Source organism: Halalkalibacter sp. HAAS-P014, assembly GCF_056619965.1.
Genome location: NZ_JBWQTV010000015.1, coordinates 80,171 through 103,326 on the forward strand (window position 1 = coordinate 80,171; position 23,156 = coordinate 103,326).

Genomic DNA, 23,156 nt, shown 5'->3' on the forward strand with positions numbered 1-23,156 from the left:
TTACTTTCCAACAAAAATTGAAGGAAAGAATGAAATATATGTCTGAATAATGTTATGATTAAATAAAATTCATCAAAGTATTCAAGGGTGTGTAAACGTTCTTATTGGTGTTTTCCTCAGTTTAGATAAAACCCTTTCTTAACATAGATTGTTCGAAGATAGGAAGGAGAGTTTCGAATGCAAATGAGTAAAAGAGAAGTACTGTTAAATAGACTAGAAAATCATTTGCGAATGACTGCAAGACAACTTGTAAAATTCGATACGAAAGAAGAAACGTTACAATACTTGAGTGACTCATTTCGAACTGAACTCAATTGTGATTTTATCGGAATATTTTTTCAAGAGGGAAACCTTCTTATTCCAAAAGTTTGGAGTGGGGTTCAAACTAAAATGATTGAAGCATTCCCTCTTAAAGTTGAACAGTGCTCGCCGTCGCTTTTAAACAAAAGTTTGGTATTTCAAAATATTAAGGAAAAGTCTAGTTGCGAATTTACAAACTTGTTAAAAGAAGAAAGACTTGCAACTTGGTTTACGATTCCGTTAAAGGATGATTCGAACCGGTTCGGTTTTTGTATCATTGGCTTTGTAGAATACGTTCAATTATTACTTGAAATGCAAAAGGCATTTGTGGAGTTTGGTAAGGATGTAGCGGTTGCGTTGTCATTATCTAAACAAAAGGAAATGCAAAAGAATAAAATGAAAGGCATTGAATGGATCAGTAAAAATCTAACATTAGATAGTTCTATTGATCAGGTAGTCGAAAAGATAGTAGAACGTGCCGGTAAAGCAACAAATGCAAGGGGAGCATGCATTTATTTATATAATGAAACTGATAATTGTTTTACTTTTCAACCACCTTTGTATGGAGAGGTAAACCAATCTAAAAGCATTATGATTGAAGAAAATTATTTACTAAAGGAATATTTCCCGTACTTAGAAACCCCTGGAGGACCACAACTCACAGTTCCTCTTGTTATTAATTTAAAAACAATTGGTGTTCTCCATGTTGAAAATAAGGAACAAGGTTTCTTTAAAGATGAGGATTTAGGAATTTTGGAGTTGTTATGTAATCATGTGTCAGCCATGCTTGAAAATGCCCGTCTTTACAATAATGAAAGAGATCATAAGCAAAGGTTGCATTATTTAATGGAGTATCAACAAGCACTTGTAAAAGAAACTGTTGAGGATGATAATTTTGACGGGATTACCTTAACTTTAAGTCAACTGTTTACAAGGTCAGTGATTTTATTTGATCGCTTTATGAGACCGATAGCTTATAAATTATATCAGTTAGATGAAGATCAATTCCAACAACTGGTGGAGATTGCTACAGTAAAAACTTTTCAGAAAAAGAATCAGGATTTATGGTTCTCGATGGAAAATGAAAAAAAGGTTGGTGTGTGGCCGATAAATGGTGGTGGGGATTTATTGGGCTACCTAGCTATTGACATTACGGATGAAGAGATAGACGATTTTTACAGATTGAGTATTGATTTAGCGCGAAATATTTATTCAATTCAATTTATTAAACAAAAACTCGTTTTAGATGCAAAGGAACAAGTTAAAGATGGATTTGTCCATAAATTACTAGTGAGCAAAATAGAAGATGAGGATAGTATTATCCAGTATGCAAACTTGTTTAACTGGAATTTATTCAGCCCTCATAGAGTGGCTGTTCTATCTATTACATGGGATGGACAAGAGGAAACTAACCAGAACCTCCTAGAAGAACAAGCAAAAAAGTCGTTGTTATGGGATAAATTAAAAACAAAAATTATGATGTATGATCAAGATATTTTAATAGCAAATAAAGGAGAACATTATATTCTTATTGCTCCCTTAGAAAAAGAAAAAGAAAATCCAAAACGTTATTGGGCTAAACTTTATGAAAATATCAAAAAAAGAGTAGAATTAGATGGTATTCCATGTACAATCCTCGTAGGAATAGGAGGGAAAACAGATAAGCTAGCAAGTTACTATCCGGCTTATCAACAAGCAGTTCAGGCATTAAATGTCGTTTACCATCGCTTTAAAGATGCGGGTTTTGCTTTGTTTGAGGAATTAGGATCCTATACATTATTGCATCATTTGAAGAACTCTGAAATAGCTACTCTATTTATTCAAATACATTTGGAGCCATTGATTGAGTACTCAGAAGGCAAGAATATGGATTTATTTAAAACATTGCGAGTGTTTCTCCATCACAATGGAAGTATAAAAGAAAGCGCTAAAGAATTATTTATTCATAGAAGCTCCCTTTTATATCGTTTAGAGAAGATAGAAAGCTTATTAGGGATTGAACTTAGTGATTCAGGTCATCGCTTTGATTTAATGATGGCTTATAAATTATATGATATGTATTCTACAACGTAGAACTTAATTAATTATGTTTAGAGGTTATCTTATAAGGTCAGACTCCTGTAGATTGTTAAATTAGGAGTGAATTTGACTATAGGATAATCTTTTTTTTTGGGAACAGAAAGGGTTATCCGTCAAGCAGTTAAAAAAAGATCATGAGTTTCCTACATTATGAAGGTATTTTTTGATGATTGTTCATTCTATAATGAAAACATAGAAAATAATAAAAGTGGTGATACATTTAGGAGGGGATTCGGATGAGCATAAAAACAGTAGGAGTCGTCGGTGCTGGGGCAATGGGAAGTGGGATTGCCAACCTTGCAGCTATATCAGGGTTTAACGTTATTTTAAGAGATATTGAAGAAAAGTATGTACAAGGTGGATTAACAAGAATTAATAAATTTATGGAAAAAAGCGTTGCCAAAGGAAAAATGACAGTCGAGCAAAAAGCAGAGGTGCTTGAGAGAATAAAGGTAACAACAGAGTTAGAGGATTTGAAAAATGCTGATATTGTTATAGAGGCTGTAATTGAAGATTTAGAAGTGAAAAAAGATGTTTTTTCTAAATTAGACGAAATTGTACCTGAGCATGTCATTTTGGCAACGAATACATCATCTATGTCGATTACAACGATTGCTGAAGCGACAAATCGACCTGATCGTGTTGCTGGACTGCATTTCTTCAACCCAGCTCAAATTATGAAACTAGTTGAAATCGTTCGAGGATATAAAACTAGTGATGAAACAGTCGAACAATTAAAAGCGCTTTCAAAAGAATTGAACAAAGAATCTGTTGTTGTTAATAAGGACACTCCAGGATTTATTGTTAATCGAATTATGATTCCACAATTTATAGAAGCGATTAAACTTCTTGAAGAAGGTGTGGCATCTGCAGAAGATATTGATAAGGCTGTTACTCTTGGCTTAAATTATCCAATGGGTCCTTTCACATTACAAGATTTTGCAGGAGTAGATATCGGTTATCATGTAATGGAATATTTTAAAGAAGAGTTTGATGATTCACGTTTTGCACCACCATTATTAATTAAACAACTAGTAAGGGCAGGAAGATTAGGTAAAAAGACGGGAGCTGGCTTCTATGACTACGAATAATCAATTGGAGGGAAAAGCAATGAATTTGGAGTTCTTACAATGTGAAATTGAAAATAAAGTGGCAGTTGTTACAATTAATCGACCACCCGTTAATCCATTAAATACACAAGTGTTTAAAGAGATTGATACTCTAATGGGCGAACTTGAGGAAAATGAAGAAGTACGTGCCATTGTACTTACTGGCAGTGGTGAAAAAGCGTTTGTTGCAGGTGCTGACCTAAATGAGATGATGCATTTAGATACGGTAGGTATTGCAGACATGAATCGAGTATCTAGAAATGCTTTCACGAAGGTTGAAAACTTGACTAAACCAGTAATTGCTGCAGTGAATGGGTTAGCTTTAGGGGGAGGATTAGAATTAGCATTGGCTTGTGATTTGCGCTTATGTTCTGATAAAGCAAAATTTGCTTTTCCTGAAGTGGGCTTAGGTATTATCCCTGGTGGGGGTGGTACACAACGCTTGCAAAGAATTGTAGGGCAAGGAATCGCTAAGGAATTACTGTACTTCGGTGATATGTTCGATGCAGAGAGAGCGTTAAGCTTACAAATCGTGAATAAAGTCGTATCGAAAGAAGAATTGTTATCAGAAGCAAAAGAGTGGGCTGGAAAGTTAGCACAAAAACCACCAGTTGCATTACGTATGGTTAAGGTAGCTGTTAATACGGGAGCGAACGTAGATATAGAGGCAGGCTTAACAGTTGAGTCAGCATGCTTTGGTAATGCCTTTGCTACTGAAGACCGTAAAGAAGGACTACAAGCTTTCGTTGATAAAAGAAAACCAGTCTATACAGGACGCTAGTATAAGAAGTCTTTTAGAGGTATGGGAGGATACAAACACCATACCTCTACTTTAAGATGAAATATGCAATTCAATCAATGCAATCGAGGAACCACACTCTAGGGAGGAAATTTTGTTATGGGTTATGATTTGACACTAGCAGAAGTTTTAGAACAGACATACGAAGTAAATCCAAACAAAGAAGTTATCTATGATGGTGAGAATCGAATCACTTATCAAGAGCTCTATGATCAATCAAGACAAATAGCTTCTGCCTTATCTCAAAAAGGGATCCAAAAAGGTGATAGAGTAATTGTTTGTTTACCGAATTGGCATGAGTTTGTTGCTGTTTATTTTGGGTTGGCTACTATAGGTGCAATTTTAGTTCCAGCTAATACGAGGTATCGTACTGAAGAATTGGAATACATTCTGGAGAATTCAGGAGCCAAAGCTGTCTTTATTGCTAAGGACTTTGGACATGTTGACATGTTTAAGCATTATATTAAGGAAGAAAGCAATCAATATTCACTCGAAAATATTTTTACTGTTCGTTTTCAAAGTGATGAGTATTGTTCTTATGAAGACTTGTTACAGTTAGGGAAACAGGCATCCGTTCCCGAAGTGAAGATTGATTCCAAAGAAGACATATTTTCGATTCTCTATACGTCTGGTACTACAGGGAAACCAAAGGGTGCGATGTTAACACATAAAAACGTTGTCCATACTGCAAAAGTATCAGCAGAGTCATTGGAATGTACAAGTGAAGACGTTTTTTTGGTCGCGGTTCCCGCATTCCATGTTTTTGGTATGGTACCTGGTATTCTATCGGCTATTTCAGCTGGGGCAAAAATTGTTTTTATGGAAAAGTTCAAAGCTGGCCCGGCATTAAAGTTAATTGAACAAGAAAAAATCTCTGTTCATCATGGTGTGCCAACTATGTTTATTCTTGAATTAAATCATCCAGAATTTGACCAGGCTGATTTATCGTCATTACGAACAGGAATAATTGCTGCAGCGCCATGTCCAGAAGAAATCGTGAGAAAGATCCGTAATAAGATGGGCTGCGATGTTGTTGTCTCATATGGGTTAACAGAATCTTCAGCCGGAGTCACGATGACGAGCTTTTCAGACAGTGATTTACTCCGATCGGAAACGGTTGGAAAAGTCCTTGAGGGAGCAGAAGCGAAAGTTGTTGACTCCTATCGGGAAGAAGTAAAGGGTGATGTTGGAGAATTAGCGATCCGAAGCTTTGGCGTTATGAAAGGCTATTATCGTATGCCTGAAAAAACAGAAGAAGTTAAGGATGAAGCTGGTTGGTTTTATACAGGTGATTTAGCAACCATTGATGAGAGTGGTTATATTCGAATCGTTGGACGTAAAAAAGAAATGATTATTCGTGGTGGGTATAACATTTATCCGCGTGAAATAGAAGAACTTTTCTATAAGCATCCAAGTGTATTAGAAATAGCGGTTATTGGATTACCAGATACCGTATTAGGTGAAATAACCTGTGCAGCAATCAAGTTAAAACCCAATCAAGTAGAAGATGAAGAGTCAATGAAGGCTTTTATTAAAGAAAAAGTGGCAAATTATAAGATTCCAGACCGATTTGTTTTTCTTGATGAATTACCAATGACGGCCAGTGGAAAGATAAAGAAAGTCGCTTTAGAAGAAGAACTACGAAATGAGTTTAAGACGTCGCTACGTTAACGTTTGCATATTTTACAAAGAGGCGCCTAAAAGGCGAAAATAGAGGGGGTGTCCTAAAAGGTGAAAATCAACCTTTGGGACACCCCCTTTTGTTAATTATAATGTGTTCTAATAAATGTCTGACCGATAGTAACCTAGTAATTCGGAGATTTCTTCGGCTGCTTTTTTTAGTTCTTCTAGGAAATACATATATTTATTTTCGGTAATTCTTGATGTAGGTCCTATAACAGCTAAAGAGGAAACAACTTCATCAGTATAGTCACGTATAGGAACTGCAATCCCAATAAAGCCTTCATAATACTGGTGTTTAGAGATAGCATATCCTCTACTCTTTATTTTTTGTAGCTCTTTTTCTAACGTCTTAGGATCTGTAATTGTATGAGGTGTAAAGGAAGAGAGTTCATCTTGTAGAACTTGTTTGATACGGTCTTCATGTTGATAGGCTAAAATTGCCATTCCTTCACTTGTACAATGAACAGGGTTTCTCCTTCCAATTGTTGTAACTAAAGGGGTGGAACTATGATTTTCCACTCGGTATAAGTAGACAACTTCATTTTTCTCTAATAAACAGATATGAGCCGTTTCTTTAAGTGTTTGAACGAGTGTGTTTAAAATAGGAAGAGCATCTTGATAGACTTCCCTCTGTACAGTTACAACACCACCTAATGTAAGAAGGGAAAGACCTAATCGGTAACGATTTGTACGTGGGTTTTTCGATAGGAAATTTTCCTTTGCTAACGTTTTTATTAGACGATGAACTGTACTTTTAGGCAGGTGAAGTTTCTCAGCAATTTCTGTTACACCAAGTTCATTTTGGTTAACTTTAAATAAACGTAATATTTTCATAGCATTTTTAACGGAGGATAATAAATTTGGATCTTGTAATTTTGACATAAAGCAGCCCTCCTCAAACTGAATCTTAAATTATTTTCTTGAGATAATGGTGTTAGATAATTGCTCACTAGCAATTAACACGTATTTTATGATTTGTTCTTTTGATGGATAGATTCGCTTAATGGGTCCAGTTACATCTATAGATGCAATCACTTTATTCTTAGCATTATATATTGGGGCTGCAATTGATATAATTCCTTCGTGCAGCTCTTGTTCACATGAAACGAAGCCCTGTTTTTTTATTAAGGTTAATCTCTCTATTAATTTTTCTGGTTGAGTAATGGTGAATTTGGTGAATTTCTTTAATGGACCAGATATAATTCTTTCTATAAATTCACCTTTCTGGTGCGCTAGTAAAACTTGGCCACTGCTCGTACAATGAATAGGGTTTCTCTTTCCGATGTGTGAGTTTAATGTTACTGGAAACCTACACTCTACTTTTTGAAGATAGATAATGCTAGTCCCTTCAATGATCCCGATGTGGGAACTTTCCCCCATTTTACTAGTAAGTTCTTTAAGAATTGGATTTGCTTCTTGTATGATTTTTAATTGAGATGTGACGGTGTTTGTTAACGACAAAACGGAGACCCCTAAACTATATTGATTTGAATAAGGATCTTTATGGACAAACCCTTCACTTGCTAGTGTACTAAGTAAACGATGAGTGGTACTTTTGGCAATATTTAATTTTTGAGCGAGCTCGCTAACTCCAATTTCTGGTTCTTCTATTGAAAAACATTTCAATAATCGCAATGAATTCTCTAGTGAAGTAAATTTATTTGTATTAGTCATTGAAATCCCACTCTTTTCGTAATCAAGTTTAAACAGAAGGAGAAACGATACCATTCTTCACTCATAAAAAATTAAAAATATCTCTAAAACGTTCCATATAAAAGAACAAAGATCTATTATAACTATAACATAAATTTTATAATGAATTCAGAAGCTTACAAAAGCAAACGCTTTCTTAAAATAGTTGGGGGGATTTATTTATGAGTACGGTTGAAAAACGACAAGTAGTTGTAGTTGGAGCAGGTCCTGTTGGCTTGACAGCAGCCCTAGCTCTTAGAAGCAAAGGAATTGAAGTTACGGTATTGGAAGCGGATCCAAAAGACCGTCCACGTCCAGGAAGTCGTGCAATTTATATCCATAAGGCGACGTTAACTCACTTAGAAGAGATTTCTCCAGGACTTGGCTTCACACTTGCTAGAAATGGAATCGCTTGGCCAGTTAAGCGTACATTATTCCGTGGTAAGGAAGTATATGTAAAAAACTATGGTGTTACTGATATGCATCATCCAACAAAGTTACCTCCATTTACAAGTTTACATCAAGATGAAATAGAACGCCATATGTTTGATGCTTGTATAGAAGCAGATGTAGAGTTTGTTTGGGATACACCAGTTAAAGAGGTTAAAACAGATGAAAATGGAGCGCAAATTGTAACAGAGTCTGGAGATATTTGGGAAGCCTCATATGTTATTGGTGCAGATGGAGCTCGCTCAGTTGTGAGAGAAACAGCTGGAATGAAATTAGAGGGACCTCGAACAAATGATACATTTTTAGTTGTTGATGTTAAAGAAGATGAAGAGAATCCACTTCCGGTTGAAAGGGTATTCCACTATCAACACCAAGCTATGGGTGGACGAAATGTTATGTTAGTTCCATTTAAAGGTGGATGGAGAATTGATTTACAACTTCTAGAAGGAGACAATCCAGACGATTTCACTGAAATTGAAGGAGTAAAAAAATGGTTACCAAACGTAATGGATGCTAAATATGCTGAGCGTATTACATGGGTATCTTCTTACCGTTTCCATCAAGTTGTCGCGAACTCTTTCACTGACAAGAATAATAAAGTTCTACTTGTCGGTGAAGCGGCACATCTATTCGCTCCATTTGGCGCCCGTGGGTTAAATTCAGGAGTACCAGATGCTGTTATATCGGTTAATGGTATTGCAAAAGCGCTTAAGACAGATGATTCAACAGTTGCAAATGAAGCAATTCAAGCTGCAGCCAAAGAGCGTAAAATTGCAGCAGAGTGGAATCGTAATGGTTCAACAACGGCACTAGAGCATCTTCAAGGTAATTCATCATATATGAATATGAAGCGTGAGCTTGCAGCGTCTCTTACACCAGTAGTACCTAAGTTAGGTAGATGGTTGGATGAAGGCCCTTATGGACCGAAGTCAGGACCACCTGAATTAACAACTAAGTATTAAGCGTTAAAGAGTAGATCAATGGTTCGGGAGCGTAGCTAGTATATGAAATTACTAATGTCTCCTGTGTTGCAGTAGTAATGTTAATTCCACACCTCCTGCGAAAGTAGTTAGTAAGGTGTGGAATTTTTCAAATCAAGATAATCTAGGCAAGAGGTGCATTACAATCGGTCATTTAAGAGATAAAGTTATTATCGTTACAGGTGGAGGACGTGGAATTGGATTTGCGATTGCTCAATATTGTTTAGAACAAGAGGCTGATGTCGTTATTGTTGACCATCTGAATGAGCGAATTCAAGAGGCTATTGATAAGCTCGACTCAAAAGGTAGCAACATCTATGGGATCGTGGAAAGTGTGGCGACTCGTGCTGGAGCAACTCGAATCGTTAAAGAAACACTTGATAGATTTGGGAAAATTGATACGTTAATTAATAATGCAGCCATCACCCGTGATAATAGTCTACTTAAAATGGAAGATGATGAGTTTGATGAGGTTATAAATACTAATTTAAAGGGACCTTATTATTGTATGAAAGCTGTTGCAGGGCCAATGGCTGAGCAAGGTAGTGGCTGCATAGTCAATATGATTGCTGCTTCGGCAGTTGCAGGTAACCCAGGTCAAACTAACTATGCTGCAGCTAAAGGTGGACTTTTAGCAATGACTTTAACATGGAGTGCAGAACTTGCAAGAAAAAATATCCAAGTTAATGCTGTTATTCCCGCTGCATGGACGGAAATGTCTGAGAATATTCCGGAAGAAGTGATGAAAAAAGTTGTTGGTGAAGAGAAACTACGCAAGCTACAATCTCGTAAACCTGACCAAGTAGCTCCATTAATCGGTTTTCTTATTTCGAATTCTGGACGGGAAATTTCAGGACAGTGCTTTGGGATTGCAGGTAAAGAGCTATCTATTTGGAGTTATGCTAAACCGGCCGTAACAAAGGAATCAAACGAAGAGAAATGGTCATACGATGAACTTTGTCAATTAGTTGAAAAGGATCATAACAACTTATGGCAAGTTCCTGTATCTCCTTTTCTTTAATATAAGTATGTAAATATAAGGGAGAGGATAATATGGTAACAGCGTTAGAAAAGAAAAATACGGAAATTTATGGACCTAATGGTAATAATGTTGCGATTCTTGTGTCGCGTTTAAATGAAATAAACTGGTACGAAAATCTCGGGAAACAAAATGGGAGAGTAGAAGCAGAGAAAGCAATTAAAGATTTCACAAATCATTTAAAAGTTGATGGTTACCAAGTAAATTGGTTAACAAAAGAACAACTACCTGCTTTTTTTGAAGATATGCATTTAGAAACAAGCCCTTTGTGGAGAGATTTACAAGATATTCCTGAGAGGATAAAGCAAAAGGCTGTAGAATCTGGACGTGAAGAGCTTTTGTCCTTTGCTAACGATGTTGTTCCTGAACAAGCGTTTCATGGTTCATATGAGGGGGCTTTTAGTGAATTAGAACAATATGACCGAAAAGTTATTCATATTGCTACTGTTACTGGTATGTATATTGCTGGTTTAGCGGTAGCGTGGGAATTGCTTGGGGATTTAGAAGGCTTTGAGGTGAACCCGTTCTTGGCGCTTATTGAGATAGTTGAAAAGGGTCACTTACCTCTTGGTTTATATGATAATCAGTTTTCTGTAATATAGGGTTACTAGAGAAAGGGCATCTACTAAATGAGTTAGTTTTTACTACTCATTTGGGGATGTACCTTTTTTGCTTTTCAATAGGATACAATATTTTAGTAGGAAGTGATAGTCGATATGAAATATAAAAATGGTGACAGTATTGTTTTACCAATAAGCATTCCCATACGAAATTCACTAAAAACAATAAATTATTTCTTGCAAAAAAATGAACAAGGTCTTGTATTAATAGATGCAGGTATGGATCAGGAGGTATTTTGGGATGGTTTGGTAGAAGGACTTCAGAAACTTGGATGTATTATTAGTGATTTAGATGCTATTTTACTGACTCATCACCATATGGATCATGTTGGCCTAGTTAATAGAATTCTCTCGGTACATAACCTGCCTGTCTATGCTCATTCATTAGCTATTCCTAGGTTGAAAAGGCATAAGGACTTTCTAGAGATGAGGATTAATTTTTTTCAACAGTTGTACAACGAAATGGACTGTGGTGAATACGGAGACAAGCAAATTCAAAAGATGCAAGTAAATACGAGAAAGAACGATAATCTTAAATTGCAGACTGAAGTAAAGACTTTAGAAGAAAACCAAGAAGTTTATGGTCTTAAAGTGAAGGAGTTGCCAGGGCATGCTCCGGACCAAATAGCCTTTTTAGATGAAAAAAACAAGTGGGGATTTGGAGGAGATCAACTCATTCAACATGTGATGAGTATTGCGTTAGTAGAACCAGATGAAAAAGGGAACAGAAGAGCAACACTAGTGGAGTATGTTCATTCTTTAAAGAAATGCCTGGAGTATGAGTTGGAACTTGTATTTTCTGGACATGGAGAAGTGATCACAGATGCACAGGCATTAATTAATGCTAAGTTAGTGAGTATTGAACAAAAGGCAGAGGATATTCTAACTAGCATTAATCAAGGCGCCTCAACAGGAAAAGAGATTGCCATTCAACAAGTAGGAACGGACAAATTTGAGAGGAAGTTTTATTTTGTAATGTCAGAATTGATCGCATACCTAGATTATTTAGAAGTGAATAACTATGTGAAGAAAAGTAAGCTTGATAACAAATGGCATTATTATGTCTTAAAGTAACATTGACGCCAATAAAAGATCAAAATAAAATGGGGGTAATATAACGAAAATAAGTGATGGATCGAGGAGAAAAATGAGAGAACTAAATGTTGAACCGATTAGAGCATTAGAAAGAGCAATTCAAATACTGAATTGCTTTTCATTTGACAGAGTGGAGCTAAGCATTGATGAAATTGTAACGAAAACCCAATTAGCTAAAGCGACTACCTACAGACTGCTTTGGACGTTAGAGAAAAACGGTCTTGTTCATTTTGATGAAAAAGGTAACAAATACCGTCTTGGACATAAGTTACTAGAGTATGGTGGAATTGTATTGGAAAATTTGGATATACGTAGAGAGGCTGAACCTATAGTTGTTGAGCTATTTGAAAAGAGTGGACATACGGTTTTATTTGGTGTTCCACAAGATGATACGATTCAATATGTACTAAGGTATGACAGCGATGAGGGATTTCAACCACGTTCCTACATTGGAGGAAGGCGTATTTTGAATATGGGGGCATTAGGCATTGTCATGCTAGCATTTATGGAAGAAAAATATGTGCAAAATCTCTTAGATAAACATCCTTTACAAGCCCATACCCCTCATACTGTTGTAAGCAACTCAAAGTTTTTGGAGCGACTCAACACAATAAAAACACAAAAATACTATGTCGATGTCGATGAGACATTTGTTGGTTTTACAGCGATTGCCTTACCAGTGTTTGGATCGAGAGGAGAAATTGTAGCGTCTCTTGGTATTGCAGGTCCAAATTTCAAAATGGAGGGAGAGGCAAGAGATCACCTCATTTCCATGACCAGAAAAGCTGCAGAGAAAGTTTCGGAAAGGCTTGGTTTTGTTAATTAAATAGTTAGATTGTAAGCGGCTAAAAAGGTATCCTTTTAAGTCGTTTTTTTTATAAGAAAGTTTGTTATAACTTCTTTTGGAATTGTTTGACTTTTTAAAAAGATAGCTTTATAATTTAATTGAGATCACCAAATGAATTATCAATTCATACAGTGAATCAAAAAAAAGGGGGGGTCTTGCGTGAGTAACCAGAGTAATGTCGAGAGTCAGCTTGATATATTGTCTAAAACGTTAGAGGATTCTAACTTAGGACCATTGTGGGAAACGTTAGGGGAAATGGTAACAAAGGAACCAACACATAAGATAAAGCCATACCTTTGGAAATGGCATATTATTAGAGAGAATCTCATGAAATCTGGTGAACTTCTCAAAGTTGGCAGGAAAGCTGAAAGAAGAGTGATCTACTTACAGAACCCTTCATTGAAAGACAAGGTGGGGTTTGCTACTGAAACACTTTATGCAGGCATTCAATTATTACTTCCGGGTGAAGTTGCACCATCGCATCGCCACTCGCAAGGAGCAATTCGCTTTGTGATTGAAGGAGAAGGCGCATTTACAACGGTAAACGGTGAAAAGACATATATGGATGAAGGTGATTTAGTCTTAACGCCAGCATGGACTTGGCATGATCATGGGCACGAAGGAACAGAGCCGATGTTGTGGATGGACGGATTAGATGTTGGTATGGTGAAAAATCTATGTGGATCCTTTTTTGAGCTATTTGATCAAGATACGTACCCAGTGAAAGGTGTACCGGATGGAACCGTATCAAGATTTGCTGCAACAGGTGTACGTTCTGTTACAGAAAGAAAGAATCATAATGGTTATCCTTCACCATTAATCAATTATAAGTGGACAAAAGTAAAGGATGGAATAGAAGAACTGTCTCGATTAGAACCATGTCCATTTAATGGGTATGCTGTAGATTATATTAATCCAGCCAATGGCCAGTCAGCTGATGCGAGAATTGGTTGCACGATGCAAAAGTTAACAGTTGATATGCATACACGCGCACACCGTCATGTTCACAGCGTCATCTATCATGTGAAGGCTGGAGCCGGTTATACGGTTATTAACGGTGAGAAGTTTGAATGGTCAAAAGGTGATTTTTTTGTGATTCCCCCTTGGCATTGGCATGAGCACCATAATACAGGTGAGGAAGATGCTTATTTATTTTCCATCAACGATCGACCAGTTATGGAACTAGTAGGTCTCGAGATGGATGAGGAGTATACTGAAAATAATGGGTATCAAACTATCACAAGTACGTTCCAACCGTAAATAAAAAATAAATGAATAGCAGGAGGAAACTATGAAATTTGCACTTTTTAATAATTTCCAATTAGGATTAGTAGAAGACAATGTCATTTTTGATATCGGAGAGTTGCTTTTTGGGAAAGAATATAATTTCTGTCCAATGGTAGAATTTATTGAAAATTACGCAGAGTACAAAGAGAAGGTGGAGATGAATTATAAAAATGCTACTACCTATCCATTAAGTGAAGTTCGTTTAAGGCAACCGGTTTCTCGTCCTGGAAAAGTAGTTGCAGCACCTGTAAATTATTTGTCTCATAAAAAGGAGATGAAAGTTGAACATACAGCTCGAGGACTAGGTTTCTTTTTAAAAGCAAATTCATCGATTGTTGGTCCAGAGGATGAGATTGAACTTCCTTATGAAGATCGTCGATTTGATCCGGAATTAGAGTTGGCATTTGTAATCGGGAAAAGAGCGAAGAATGTGAAAAGAGAGGACGCTCATGAGTACATCTTTGGTTATACAGGTTTAAACGATGTAACGCTTAGACCAAATGACGATAAAGAGGAAGAACGTTGTCTCCGTAAATCATTTGATACATTTACTCCTATGGGGCCGTGGCTCGTAACTGCTGATGAAGTAGGAGATGCTCAAAATCTAGAAATCTCTTTAACGGTAAACGGTGAAGTTCGCCAAAAGACGAATACAAAAGATATGATTTGTGGAATTGCAGAATTAGTAGAAATTTACTCACATGTATTAACGCTTGAGCCAGGTGATATTATTGCTACTGGTACTCCTGATGGGGTAGCTCCAATTCATAAGGGTGACATTGTGACAATTAATATTGAAAAGGTAGGTTCTTTCTCAAATCCAGTTACTCACGTTAAAAGTTTAACAACCTCATAAAAGTTGAAGACATTTAAATTATGATAAGGAGGCTTTTCCAACAAGACTTTAGCTTAGAGGAAGTCATTGGCAAAAGCCTTTTTTTAAAGAGTTATTTAATGTAATTCCAGAAGGGGTGTTTAGTGTGATTGTAGAAGAAAATACGTTATCGGTAGCTGAATTGTTAGAACGCGCTGCAAAAGTCAATCCGAATAGGGAAGCACTTTACGATCTTAACAAAAGAATAACCTATAAAGAGTTTCAAGAAAATGTAGATCAACTCGCTTCTTCTCTCGTTAAGTTAGGGGTGACAAAAGGAGACCATTTAGGTGTTTGTTTGCCCAATTGGAATGAAACCGCTATTATTTTGTTTGCGACAGCAAAAGTAGGAGCAACAGTTGTTCCGTTTAATACTGGTTATCGAGAGCACGAAATAGAATATATAATAGCTAATTCAGATCCTAAATTTTTATTTGTTAGTGAACAAATAGATGAGCAGATCGGAATGGCTTTGTTAGCATCTAAAGTTGAACGTGTGATCTCGGTAAGGTTTGAGCATTTCAGTGCAACTTCGTTTCAATCGTTAATGACAGAAGAGCATGATCAAAGTATTTCTATGCCGAACATTGATGTCGATAATGATATTTTTTGTATTTTATACTCTTCAGGTACAACAGGAACTCCAAAAGGTGTCATGATTCCTCATCGTAGCTTCATTCAATCAGGTTTAACAATTGGAAAAAGCTTAAGATGTACGTCTGATGATGTTTTTATTGTTCCAGCACCTCTTTTTCACATCTTTGGAATATCATGTAACCTGATGGTAGCTGTAGCGTATCAAGCAAAGGTAGTCCTTCAAGAGAAATTCAAACCAAGAGATACGCTGGAACTAATTGAACAAGAGAACGTAACCATTCATCAAGGTGTACCAACGATGTTTATTATGGAATTGAATTACACTGATTTTGAAAAGTATGATTTATCTTCGTTACGAACGGGGATGGTAGGAGCTGCGCCGTGCCCACCGGAGATTATAAAAGCCGTTAGAGAAAAAATGGGGTTAAACCTTTTAATCTCATTTGGAATAACAGAATCTGGGACCGTAACGATTACAGACTATGATGAAAAAGAGGAAAATTACTTTCAAACAGTCGGCAAACCTATCGATGGAGTCGAATTAAAAATTGTAAATGAACATAGAGAGACACTGCCTGCTGGTGAGATTGGTGAAATTGCTTGCAAGAGTGTAAGTAATATGAAAGGCTATTATAAATTACAGGAACAAACACAAAAAGTTCTTGATGATGAAGGATGGTTTTATACAGGGGACCTTGGAACATTAAATGAAAGCGGTTACCTTCGTTTTGTTGGCAGAAAGAAGGAAATGATCATCCGTGGAGGGTATAATATTTACCCCCAAGAAATAGAAGGAATATTATCAAAAAATACAAAGGTATTGGAGTCAGCTGTTGTTGGGGTTCCGAATGAGGTTCTTGGTGAACTTGTTTATGCAGTGATCAAGTTAAAAAGTGGAGTAATATGTACAACTGATGAGGTGAAATCATATTTAAAGCGTTTTATTGCTGATTATAAAATACCGAGTGAAGTTATTTTTGTTGAAGAGTTCCCTGTAACAGCGAGTGGGAAAATTCAAAAGTTGAAATTACGAGATCAAATTATTGAAAAAACAATTGGATAGCTAAAGCTGTAAATATAAGAGATTGCCTCACAAGGTTCAAATCCTAAAAGATTCAGTATAAGAGTAGCGTCAAAAAACTGAACAATTGGATTAAGGAGCTTTGCTTTGGGTCAATCTTTTAGTTGTTAGAAGGTTTTTTATAGACTTTTTTGAGTGTACAGACACATACAAGCCCAATTATACATAGTGTTAGAGTAACGACATTATGGGGGTGATCTCGTGTCTACAATAATTGCTGCGATTTCTTACTTATTTAAAGAGGTTATCGTTTTTGTATCATACGTTAAAAACAACGCTTTCCCACAACCACTCAAAAAAGAGGAAGAACGTAAATACTTAAAGTTAATGCAAGAGGGAGACGAAAAAGCACGCGACCTTCTAATTGAACATAACTTGCGACTTGTCGCACATATTGTGAAGAAATTTGAGAACACAAGGGAAGATACAGAGGATCTAATCTCAATTGGCACAATTGGATTGATCAAGGCAATAGAAAGCTATTCAGATGGAAAAGGGACAAAGTTAGCGACCTATGCCGCACGCTGTATCGAAAATGAAATCCTAATGCATCTACGTGCTTTAAAAAAGGTAAAGAAAGATGTATCATTGCATGACCCAATTGGTACAGATAAAGAAGGAAATGAAATTACTTTAATTGATGTATTGCAAGAAGAAGGCGAAGATATTGTTGATGTCATTCAAACAAATATGGAAAAAAGCCAAATATATCAATTTATTCATGTATTAGATGAGCGTGAAAAAGAAGTCATTGTTGGTCGTTTTGGTTTGAATTTAGAAGAGGAACGGACACAGAGAGAAATTGCAAAGGAATTAGGTATTTCAAGGAGTTACGTTTCAAGAATTGAAAAGCGTGCATTAATGAAGCTGTTTCATGAATTTTATAAGCAAAGTCATGGAAAGAAGTAAAAGGGCTGGAGAGGTATATCCTCTCACGGCCCTTCTTTAATTTATCATAGGAAAATTTTTATCCGTTTACGACTTCACCACCATTTATATGAATAACTTGCCCGGTTACATAGGAAGAATCGTCAGAAGCAAGATACACATAGCTTGGTGCTAGCTCTGCAGGTTGACCAGGTCTGCCCATTGGAGTATCTGTCCCAAAAGTAGCCACTTGATCAGCGGGAAAAGATGCAGGAATTAAAGGAGTCCAAATAGGACCTGGAGCAATCGCATTAACACGAATTCCTTTGCCTACAAGATTTTGCGACAGCGACCGTGTTAGAGCAACTATGGCACCTTTCGTTGAAGCATAATCCATTAGTACTGGGTTTCCTTTATATGCAACTACTGAAGCTGTATTAATAATCGAACTGCCTTGTTTGAAGTGGGGCATAGCTGCTTTGATTAAATGAAAACATGAGTACAGGTTTGTTTTAAACGTACGCTCCAACTGTTCTACAGATATATCCTCAATATTCTCTTGATAATATTGTTCGGCTGCATTATTCACTAAACAATCTAGTTGGCCAAAAGTTTCGATCGTTTTGTTAATTGCTTTTTGACAAAATGATTCATCGCCAATATCTCCGGAAATTAACAAACATTGTCGACCATATTTTTCAACAACGTCTTTTGTTTGGTTGGCATCATCGTGCTCTTCGAAATAAACAATAGCAATATGTGCGCCTTCTTTAGCAAATGCAATGGCTGCAGCTCGACCAATGCCACTGTCCCCTCCAGTAATAACGGCAACTTTGTTGGTTAATTTGCCACTTCCATTATAATTTGGATCATCATAGATAGGTAACGGATTCATTGTACTTTCGATCCCAGGTTGATGGTTTTGGGATTGAGCGGGTTGACCGTTTGATTGTTTTGATTTTATGTCGTTATAATTCAAGTATGATCACTCCTCATGAAATCAGTAACAAAGGCAAAGAGAAAAATTTGAGTACGTTTATTAGGATGACTCGCTCTTATAGGAATTAACCGAAAATTTCACAATATGACTATATAATCGGAATAAAAAAGGTTGTCTTATCAAAAGACAACCTAGGTAGAAGATTATTATGCAACATTAGAATTAGCAGATTGTGAACTTTTGCGATGAGCCTTACGTATCTTGTTGATGTACCAGATAGCAACAAGAAGGGTAATAATACCTCCAATCATGATAGAGCGCTCATACGGCAAGGAGAGCCCTTCTGGAGCATAAAGGAAGTAAGTAGACACCACTGCTGTCATGAAGAGTGCTGGGATGCCACAAATCCAATGAAATTTACGTGATTCTAATAAGTAAATTGCAGCTGTCCAAAGCATGATAGTGGCTACAAGTTGGTTGGTTCCTCCAACATATCTCCATAAAAAGGTATAATCAATCGTTGAAAGCCAAAAGGCAGGAATTGTAACAGGTATAGTAGCAAGTAAAATACCTTTAAGACCACGAACTTTAAAAAACTTTTCGACTAATTCAGTAACCATCATGCGTGAAGAACGTAATGCAGTATCCCCAGTTGTAATTGGTAAGATAATTACGCCAAGTATTGCAAGAATGCCCCCAAGGGTTCCAAGTAATGCGATTGATATTTCATTAACGACTCCACCAGGACCACCTGCAGCTAAGGCTTCTTGAAGTCCACTAGTTCCACTAAAAAAGGTCATGGCAGCCGCTGCCCAAATGAGAGTAATAATCCCTTCTGCAATCATGGCACCATAAAAAACTTTTCTTCCATGAGATTCACGTTTGATCGTTCGAGCGAGAATAGGGCTTTGAGTACTATGGAAACCTGAAATAGCTCCACAAGAAATGGTAACCATTAAGAGTGGCCAAATTGGCAATTCACCAGGGTGTAAATTTTGTAATGTAAGGTTAGGAATTGACTGATTTGAAAAAAGCAAAGCCCCACCTATTGCTACAGCCATAAAAATTAAAATAGCACCAAAAAGAGGGTAAATACGACCAATAATTCGGTTAACTGGCAACACTGCAGCGAGTAAAAAATAAGCAAAAATTAATGCAATTGCAAAAGTAAAAGACAGTGGAGTTAGACTAGCAATTAATTGAGCCGGTCCAGCAGTGAAGGCAGCTGCAACAAGAATCATTAATATAATAGATACAAAGTTAGTAATTACTTTCATATTATTTCCAAGGTAGCGTCCTACTAAATTGGGGAATTGAGCCCCATTATGGCGCAAAGAAAGCATACCAGAAAAATAATCATGTACCGCTCCAGCAAAAATACAGCCTACTACGATCCAAATAAATGCAACAGGGCCGTATAAAGCTCCGGCTACGGCTCCAAAAATTGGTCCAAGGCCTGCAATGTTCAACAGTTGAATTAAACTTGCTTTCCACCACGGCATCGGTGTGTAATCAATTGCATCATGATTTGTATATGCTGGTGTTTGGTTAGTATCATTAATAACGAAAATTCGTTCAACAATTTTTGAGTAAATCATATAACCAACAATGAGTAAAACAATGGCCAAAAGAAACGTAAACATAGTACTTCCTCCAATTATCTGAAAAATCTAAGTATGATAAGTATTGTAACTATATCTTTCATGTGAATCAATATATTTTTCTGAAAAAATTAAAAATTATTAGAAGAAAATGATTTGTATTAATAAATGAGTGTAAAAAGGCTTTTAAATAAGATAAAACGAATAAGGGTGACAAAAATGTTTGTGTCACCCTTATTGTTATATAATTATTTTTTTATTCTCGGTTTTGTAGGATCACAATCTGGTTGTTCTAGATGTGCCGATTCTGCGAGCTTCTCCAAATAGTAACATTCTTCTCTTGCCATGTGGTCAGCCATCAATTGATCAAGAGTGCCAAGCAATTGATTGCTCATCTCCAGTTCTTCAAGTTCATTTAAAAAAGTTTTAAATAAAATAAGCTCAAGTCTTATCTTTTCATTAAAACGATCAAGAGCTGGAAAACGCTCAATGTTTGAACGCAAATACCCAGCCATCTCAACAGCCTTAATGTAATAGTGCTCGAACCTTTCAGTGAACTCTTTGCTTTTTTGCTCTAATTGTTTTTCCACTAAGTCTAGGGAGTCAGTTATTCCTCCTGCATGCCCTGCAGCATCTAAAAGCCAAACAAGGTGGTGGTGAAGTGGATGTGAAATAGGGGGGCTTTGTTGTTTTCGTAAATACGGTAGTAGTCGAAGATATTCTTCAACTTCATTAACCATATGATTTAAAAAAGTAGGAGTAAGTTCAATTGTAACGTCCCCAATAAGGTGTTCGCGAATAATATTAAGTTTAAACGATCTAATTGCTTCAGCCTGTTCATAAGCTTGCTCTGTTAACCGTTGCAACTGTTCATTCGTTAGATTTTGACGGCTATGTTCTAAAAGGGTATCAAACGTATGAATAAATTGCGTTGCTGTTTGAACAAACTCTGTTTCAGTAGGCGATAGAGTATCTCGAATGAAACGAGCATGGTCTCCTAACACTTGTAACCAAAAACGATGTTCAAATAAGGCACTATCGTAAAAAGTACTCATAATGAATCCTCCTAAGTAAAGGTTAGCTTTCTTCAATTTATGTCAAGGAAAGATCTAATATGAGCTGTTGATTTACAAGTAATGATAAAAAAACGATGAGAGCTTGTCTCATCGTTAATTTCTAATCTTATTCGTTTACAGCGTCTTTAAGTTGTTTACCTGGCTTGAAAGCTGGATTCTTTGTAGCAGGAATCTCAATCTCTTGACCAGTTTGTGGATTGCGTCCTTTACGAGCAGAACGTTCACGTACTTCGAAGCTACCAAAACCAACAAGTTGAACTTTTCCACCTTCAACAAGGGCACTTGTAATACTGTCGAATACTGCGTCTACTGCTTTTGATGCATCCTTTTTCGAAAGGTCTGCTTGCTCAGATACTGCGTTAATTAAATCTGTTTTGTTCATGAAAAAAAACTCCCTTTCATACCTTGTTTTGAAAAACGCCCTCATCTGTATGATGAAGTGTTCATTCCTCATTTTTACTTAACTAGTCAATTGACCAAGCTAAAAATAATGCCGCAACTTAATTTAATAATGAAAGCCCAGTGGTGTCAAGACTTTCAACGGAAATTAAAGCATATTAACCCAATTTTTACTCATTTTTTGACAAGATGTCACATTTTCTTGTTATTATATAGTTAATTATGTAAAAAAATAAGAGGTGACATCAATGCCATCCTCTACATTTTACGTACAGAAACAGAAGAAATCATGAGTAGTGCAAGGATAAATGTAATGAATATGAAGTAAAAAGGAGCTACATAAGGCACTAAAAGAAGTTGAAAAGTTAAAATACATCCTGCTGCTGTAATTGGCAATCCAACAAAATAGCCATTGCTTTCTGTGATGTTAAATCGAGCTAAACGAATAGCACCACAAGCGATAAAGAAAATCGTAATAAACATACCAGCTAATCCAAAATTAGCTAAGACAGCCTGATATAATAAGAATGCAGGGGCAACACCGAAGGAAATAATATCACTTAAGGAGTCTAATTGTTTTCCAAACTCAGATGTACTATTAAAACGTCGTGCAGCTGCTCCATCTAAGCGATCTGTTAAGGCAGCAATTGTAATAAAAAGAAGACCTAATCGTAATTCATTTTGTAATATAAACATTATAGCAAAAGCACCTAGTCCTAAGTTTATAAGGGTCAAGAAGTTGGCTATTTGCCCTTTCAACTTTTTGACGGTATGATCCAATTGGTGTAAAAGGAACATGACATCGACTCCTTGCGCGAATTTATGCAAATAATAAGCATTTTACCGTTCTTAAATAATAATCATACCACAGAATAAGCAAAACGACTAGTTAACAAAGTATGATATCGTGTTCAAAAATGGGGGATTAAATTTGAAAAAAATGCTGTTTCGTTCTTGTATTGAGTTGACCAATCATCGTCTTACGTCCTTATGGTTAAAAAAGTTTGCTAGGTCTAAAGTGAGCAAGCCTTTGATAAGACCTTTCGCAAAAACGTTCCAGTTGAATCAAACTGAAATGAAAAGACCATTAGAGGAATATCAAAGCTTACATGAGCTATTTATTAGAGAATTAAAGCTAGGGAAAAGGCCGATTGATAAAGACTTACAAAGCATGACAAGTCCAGTTGATGGAATTATCGCACAATATGGTCAACTTACCCAACAAACGGTGTTTCATGTGAAAGGACAAGATTATAATATTGAAGAGATGCTTGGATCAAATCAAAATGCTGAGTCATATGTTAATGGTCATTATTTTATTCTATACTTAAGCCCAAGTCATTATCACAGAATCCATAGTCCAGTTGATGGAATAATTACGAGACAATGGCAGCTAGGGAGGCAATCCTATCCAGTTAATGATCTAGGCCTTCGTTTAGGAAGACGACCATTATCAAGAAATTACCGTGTAATAACAGAATTAGAGGTTGGTGGTAAGCATCTTGCTATTGTAAAAGTTGGAGCGATGAATATTAATACAATTGACGTGACACACAAAGGAGAAAAACTCCAAAAAGGAGAAGAACTGGCTTATTTCTCATTTGGATCTACTGTGGTGTTATTGTGTGAAGATGGATTGGTCTCAAACATAGAAGAGTCATTAGCTGGTGAAATAAGACTTGGAGAAAAAATTGCAACATTAACGATAGAAAAAGAATAGTTATATAAAAACAGGGGTGCC

General features: G+C 36.4%; 21 protein-coding genes. 14 read left to right on the forward strand and 7 right to left on the reverse strand.

Annotation, left to right across the window (positions count from 1 at the left end):
• Positions 1 to 177: 177 nt before the first annotated feature.
• From AC1FXZ_RS12385 to AC1FXZ_RS12400, 4 genes are all read left to right on the forward strand, one after another.
• Entirely contained in the window at positions 178 to 2,373 is a 2,196-nt protein-coding gene (locus AC1FXZ_RS12385) for a helix-turn-helix domain-containing protein (protein ID WP_480054048.1), read from the forward strand.
• 242 nt (positions 2,374 to 2,615) lie between these two features.
• The gene (locus AC1FXZ_RS12390) at positions 2,616 to 3,470 is read left to right on the forward strand and encodes a 3-hydroxyacyl-CoA dehydrogenase family protein (protein WP_480054050.1); all 855 of its coding nucleotides are present in this window, start codon (positions 2,616 to 2,618) and stop codon (positions 3,468 to 3,470) included.
• 19 nt (positions 3,471 to 3,489) lie between these two features.
• Entirely contained in the window at positions 3,490 to 4,269 is a 780-nt protein-coding gene (locus tag AC1FXZ_RS12395) for an enoyl-CoA hydratase-related protein (protein ID WP_480054196.1), read from the forward strand.
• Between the two features lie 117 nt (positions 4,270 to 4,386).
• Entirely contained in the window at positions 4,387 to 5,958 is a 1,572-nt protein-coding gene (locus AC1FXZ_RS12400) for a class I adenylate-forming enzyme family protein (protein WP_480054051.1), read from the forward strand.
• Positions 5,959 to 6,066: 108 nt separating this feature from the next.
• Here the strand turns inward: AC1FXZ_RS12400 and AC1FXZ_RS12405 are convergent, their stop codons facing one another.
• Positions 6,067 to 6,852: an IclR family transcriptional regulator gene (locus tag AC1FXZ_RS12405; RefSeq protein WP_480054053.1), complete on the reverse strand. Its 786-nt coding sequence runs from the start codon at positions 6,850 to 6,852 to the stop codon at positions 6,067 to 6,069.
• Between the two features lie 30 nt (positions 6,853 to 6,882).
• Entirely contained in the window at positions 6,883 to 7,644 is a 762-nt protein-coding gene (locus tag AC1FXZ_RS12410; RefSeq protein ID WP_480054055.1) for an IclR family transcriptional regulator, read from the reverse strand.
• A gap of 200 nt (positions 7,645 to 7,844) precedes the next feature.
• Here AC1FXZ_RS12410 and AC1FXZ_RS12415 point away from each other — a divergent pair, with 200 nt between their 5' ends.
• From AC1FXZ_RS12415 to sigK, 9 genes are all read left to right on the forward strand, one after another.
• Positions 7,845 to 9,074 (forward strand): FAD-dependent monooxygenase, encoded by a 1,230-nt coding sequence (locus tag AC1FXZ_RS12415; protein ID WP_480054057.1) that lies wholly within the window; start codon positions 7,845 to 7,847, stop codon positions 9,072 to 9,074.
• 115 nt (positions 9,075 to 9,189) lie between these two features.
• Positions 9,190 to 10,113: an SDR family NAD(P)-dependent oxidoreductase gene (locus tag AC1FXZ_RS12420; protein ID WP_480054059.1), complete on the forward strand. Its 924-nt coding sequence runs from the start codon at positions 9,190 to 9,192 to the stop codon at positions 10,111 to 10,113.
• A 32-nt stretch (positions 10,114 to 10,145) separates the two neighbouring features.
• On the forward strand, positions 10,146 to 10,733 hold the full coding sequence (locus tag AC1FXZ_RS12425) for a hypothetical protein (protein ID WP_480054061.1): 588 nt from the start codon (positions 10,146 to 10,148) through the stop codon (positions 10,731 to 10,733).
• Between the two features lie 114 nt (positions 10,734 to 10,847).
• On the forward strand, positions 10,848 to 11,825 hold the full coding sequence (locus AC1FXZ_RS12430) for an MBL fold metallo-hydrolase (RefSeq protein WP_480054063.1): 978 nt from the start codon (positions 10,848 to 10,850) through the stop codon (positions 11,823 to 11,825).
• A 73-nt stretch (positions 11,826 to 11,898) separates the two neighbouring features.
• The gene (locus AC1FXZ_RS12435; RefSeq protein ID WP_480054065.1) at positions 11,899 to 12,672 is read left to right on the forward strand and encodes an IclR family transcriptional regulator; all 774 of its coding nucleotides are present in this window, start codon (positions 11,899 to 11,901) and stop codon (positions 12,670 to 12,672) included.
• Positions 12,673 to 12,852: 180 nt separating this feature from the next.
• Positions 12,853 to 13,953, forward strand: coding sequence for a cupin domain-containing protein (locus tag AC1FXZ_RS12440; RefSeq protein ID WP_480054067.1), 1,101 nt, complete (start codon positions 12,853 to 12,855; stop codon positions 13,951 to 13,953).
• Between the two features lie 31 nt (positions 13,954 to 13,984).
• Entirely contained in the window at positions 13,985 to 14,836 is an 852-nt protein-coding gene (locus tag AC1FXZ_RS12445; protein WP_480054069.1) for a fumarylacetoacetate hydrolase family protein, read from the forward strand.
• 124 nt (positions 14,837 to 14,960) lie between these two features.
• Positions 14,961 to 16,514, forward strand: coding sequence for a class I adenylate-forming enzyme family protein (locus tag AC1FXZ_RS12450; RefSeq protein WP_480054071.1), 1,554 nt, complete (start codon positions 14,961 to 14,963; stop codon positions 16,512 to 16,514).
• 219 nt (positions 16,515 to 16,733) lie between these two features.
• Entirely contained in the window at positions 16,734 to 17,441 is a 708-nt protein-coding gene (gene sigK, locus AC1FXZ_RS12455) for an RNA polymerase sporulation sigma factor SigK (RefSeq protein WP_480054073.1), read from the forward strand.
• A gap of 58 nt (positions 17,442 to 17,499) precedes the next feature.
• Here sigK and AC1FXZ_RS12460 read toward each other — a convergent pair whose 3' ends face one another.
• From AC1FXZ_RS12460 to pssA, 5 genes are all read right to left on the reverse strand, one after another.
• Positions 17,500 to 18,378, reverse strand: coding sequence for an SDR family oxidoreductase (locus AC1FXZ_RS12460; protein ID WP_480054075.1), 879 nt, complete (start codon positions 18,376 to 18,378; stop codon positions 17,500 to 17,502).
• A gap of 167 nt (positions 18,379 to 18,545) precedes the next feature.
• Complete coding sequence (locus AC1FXZ_RS12465) at positions 18,546 to 19,982, reverse strand: carbon starvation CstA family protein (protein ID WP_480054077.1); 1,437 nt, start codon at positions 19,980 to 19,982, stop codon at positions 18,546 to 18,548.
• 206 nt (positions 19,983 to 20,188) lie between these two features.
• Positions 20,189 to 20,995, reverse strand: a complete 807-nt coding sequence (locus AC1FXZ_RS12470; protein WP_480054079.1) for a DUF2935 domain-containing protein — start codon at positions 20,993 to 20,995, stop codon at positions 20,189 to 20,191.
• 127 nt (positions 20,996 to 21,122) lie between these two features.
• Positions 21,123 to 21,398: an HU family DNA-binding protein gene (locus tag AC1FXZ_RS12475; RefSeq protein WP_227934874.1), complete on the reverse strand. Its 276-nt coding sequence runs from the start codon at positions 21,396 to 21,398 to the stop codon at positions 21,123 to 21,125.
• 275 nt (positions 21,399 to 21,673) lie between these two features.
• Positions 21,674 to 22,213 carry a CDP-diacylglycerol--serine O-phosphatidyltransferase gene (pssA, locus tag AC1FXZ_RS12480; RefSeq protein ID WP_480054081.1) on the reverse strand — a complete coding sequence of 180 codons (540 nt, stop codon included), beginning with the start codon at positions 22,211 to 22,213 and terminating at the stop codon, positions 21,674 to 21,676.
• A 133-nt stretch (positions 22,214 to 22,346) separates the two neighbouring features.
• Here pssA and AC1FXZ_RS12485 point away from each other — a divergent pair, with 133 nt between their 5' ends.
• Positions 22,347 to 23,135, forward strand: coding sequence for a phosphatidylserine decarboxylase (locus AC1FXZ_RS12485; protein ID WP_480054083.1), 789 nt, complete (start codon positions 22,347 to 22,349; stop codon positions 23,133 to 23,135).
• Positions 23,136 to 23,156: the final 21 nt, after the last annotated feature.